The 2,573-nt window shown below is 32.4% G+C and carries 2 protein-coding genes and 1 pseudogene; 2 read left to right on the forward strand and 1 reads right to left on the reverse strand.

All coding sequences use genetic code 11. The features are described 5' to 3' along the window. Both AC1DRF_RS22655 and AC1DRF_RS22660 read left to right on the forward strand, forming a co-directional pair. The coding region (locus AC1DRF_RS22655) for a Ger(x)C family spore germination C-terminal domain-containing protein (protein ID WP_477741752.1) at positions 1-395 on the forward strand (395 nt) is incomplete at its 5' end. 110 nt (positions 396-505) lie between these two features. After that, the gene (locus tag AC1DRF_RS22660; protein ID WP_162214066.1) at positions 506-1,540 is read left to right on the forward strand and encodes a DUF3231 family protein; all 1,035 of its coding nucleotides are present in this window, start codon (positions 506-508) and stop codon (positions 1,538-1,540) included. Positions 1,541-2,147: 607 nt separating this feature from the next. Here the strand turns inward: AC1DRF_RS22660 and AC1DRF_RS22665 are convergent. Then, positions 2,148-2,573, reverse strand: a pseudogene (locus AC1DRF_RS22665) (hypothetical protein); the annotation flags it as partial.

The following is a 2,573-nucleotide window of genomic DNA, read 5'->3' on the forward strand; positions in this document are numbered from 1 at the left end:
TAAGGCTCCCTGATCATTCCGATATTGATCTTGTGGTAGATAAGAAAAAAGTAAAAATTGAACCTGTTATAAACGGTAGTAATTTAACATTTAATATAAAAGTTCGTGCAAAAACAACGATTTTAGTTATGCCGCAGCACGAAAAACTATCGACTATAAAAAAAGAAGCTGAACGGAAAATTAAGAAACAAATCATTGAAACGTACGGGCAAGGCTTAAGTATAAACAGCGATGTTTACAGGCTTTCTCATGTTCTTTATAAAAAGGAACTGCGTAAATGGAAAGCTGTTCAAAGCAACGGGGCAATTCCTTTAACAAAAGACTCAATAAATGTGAAGGTCAACGTACAGGTTAAGCACGGAAACAAACAGCGAATAGGTCCGACTGTAGATTAAAATACTAAAAGTCTGCATACCTCCTCACCTAATAATGTTAAATCAAAAGTGGAAGAATAGATAAAATAGAAAAGACCAACCTAAGAACAAATCGAATTAGGAGATTATAGATGGAAACAATCAAACCAATTAAAATAGGTTCAAAAAAAACAAGCGTGCAAGAGAAATTAACAGCCCCCGAAATGGGCAAACTTTGGGCAACCTATATGGGCAACAGCATGTCTTCGTATATTTTAAGTTATTTTCTTGAACACGTTGAAGATCCAGATATAAAAAAGCTGTTACAGCATGCAAAAGGTTTAACGGAAGAATTTCAAAGTAACGTAAAAGACATTTTTACAAAAGAGAATGTGCCAATTCCATACGGATTTACGCAAGAAGATGTGAACCTAGGCGCTCCAAAGCTGTTTGAAGATGAATTTTACGTGCATTATTTAAAATATGCTGCTAAAGCTGGATTAAGCATTTACAGTATCGCACTGCCTCTAATGTACAGAGAAGATGTAAAGACATTTTTAACGTATTGTATGAAAGCAACAATGGAACTGATGGAGCAAATAAAGGCAATCTTAATGGATAAAGGATTTATTATTAAGCCGCCACTTATTCCCGTACCAGAAAAAGTGAACATCGCTAATACTCATTATTTAAGCGGTTTTATAGGAGATGTTCGACCTTTGCATGCATTAGAAATTGCTCATCTGTATGATAACATCGAAAATAATGTGACAAGCAAAGCCTTAATTTTGGCATTTAGTCAAGTTGTTAAAAGTGAAAAAATCCGTACGTTATTTGTAAAAGGTGAAGATCTGACAAATAAAGCGGTAGAACGCTATATTGAAAAGCTTCATCGAGATAATTTACCAGCGCCATCCTTTCTTGATCATTTAATTACTACTTCGACTTTTTCACCGTTTTCGGATAAATTGATGCTGTTCCATAAAATGGATATGTTCTCGATGAAAATGAGGGCTTTTGGAAATTCAGTGGCCGTCAATGGAAGACATGATTTGGCGCTGTTATATGGAAAATCAATGACAAATATCTCGAAGTTTGTAAAAGATGCAGCGGATATTATGATGGAAAATGGATGGATGGAAACACCACCGGAAGCGGTAGATAGAAATCATTTAAACTCCAACTAATTAAATAATTTGCCTTTATAGCTCTAATGAATAAAAAACACACAAAATAGATGTCAGATTTTGTGTGTTTTTTTATTTGAAGAGAGAAAAAGCTGTTAATCCTGCCTTTATATTTGATAGTCATTAAACTACCCCAACTTATGATTACAATTTGTATAGGAGCTTAATGTCTCCATGTATAAAAAATATTATTTATTTGCTGCTCATTATTTTATAGAAATTACTAGACATTTATAAGACATTAAAAAGAAATTAAAGAAATTATAAACATTGCTAAAACTTATATGGGTAAAAGCCTTCTGCTGACTGAGGTTAAAGGGAATAAAGCAATCAAAAAAACTGCAGTTTACTACAAGGATTTTCACGAAAAAATAAAGGATTTTTTTATAACGGCCATATTTTCTACGCAGTAGTTTGGAAAATAACGTTTATTTATTGTGTTTTTTGTTCATTTAGTTGATTTTTTTCACGAAAATGAAAATCATTATCATTTAAAGGGATTTATCGTAGCTCACAGACGTGTATGTTTGAGTAAGTTAAAGAGAAAGAAAGAATGGAAGGAAAATAGAGTAGAAATGAGTAAAAAAAGGCATAACAAAAAAGAGTATTATAGAGCGTTAATTTTTGCCTGATAATACCCGTTGGCAATTTTGCGGATATACGTAAAGAAGTTTGACTCCATTTCATGCACAAGAGGTCGAAATGCATCCATACTTTCTTCTATGTAAGTTTGTTGTAAGTGACGCTGAACGGACGTTAATGATTTTTCGATTATATCTAAACCAAACTCATGTACAATGGAATGAATATCTTCTTTTTTAATTGAATAATGGCCAAAAGATTTAAAGAAATTCTTAAACTGAGCAAATGTATGCTCTCCACGAATTTTTTCGATTTCTTTTTGTTTTTTACTATCATGAGCACCAGTTAAATTAAAGCTTAAAATAAAACCATCCTTGATTTTTTCAATAATTGATTTTCTTGGTTGCTTTTCTTCTAATAATGTTTTGACACAATCATCTTTTTCTAGCAC

It is taken from the genome of Priestia sp. P5_B4, from assembly GCF_056400385.1.

Coding starts and splice junctions, on each gene's coding strand:
- AC1DRF_RS22660 (WP_162214066.1), top strand. CDS start 506: ATGGAAACAATCAAACCAATTAAAATAGGTTCAAAAAAAACAAGCGTG.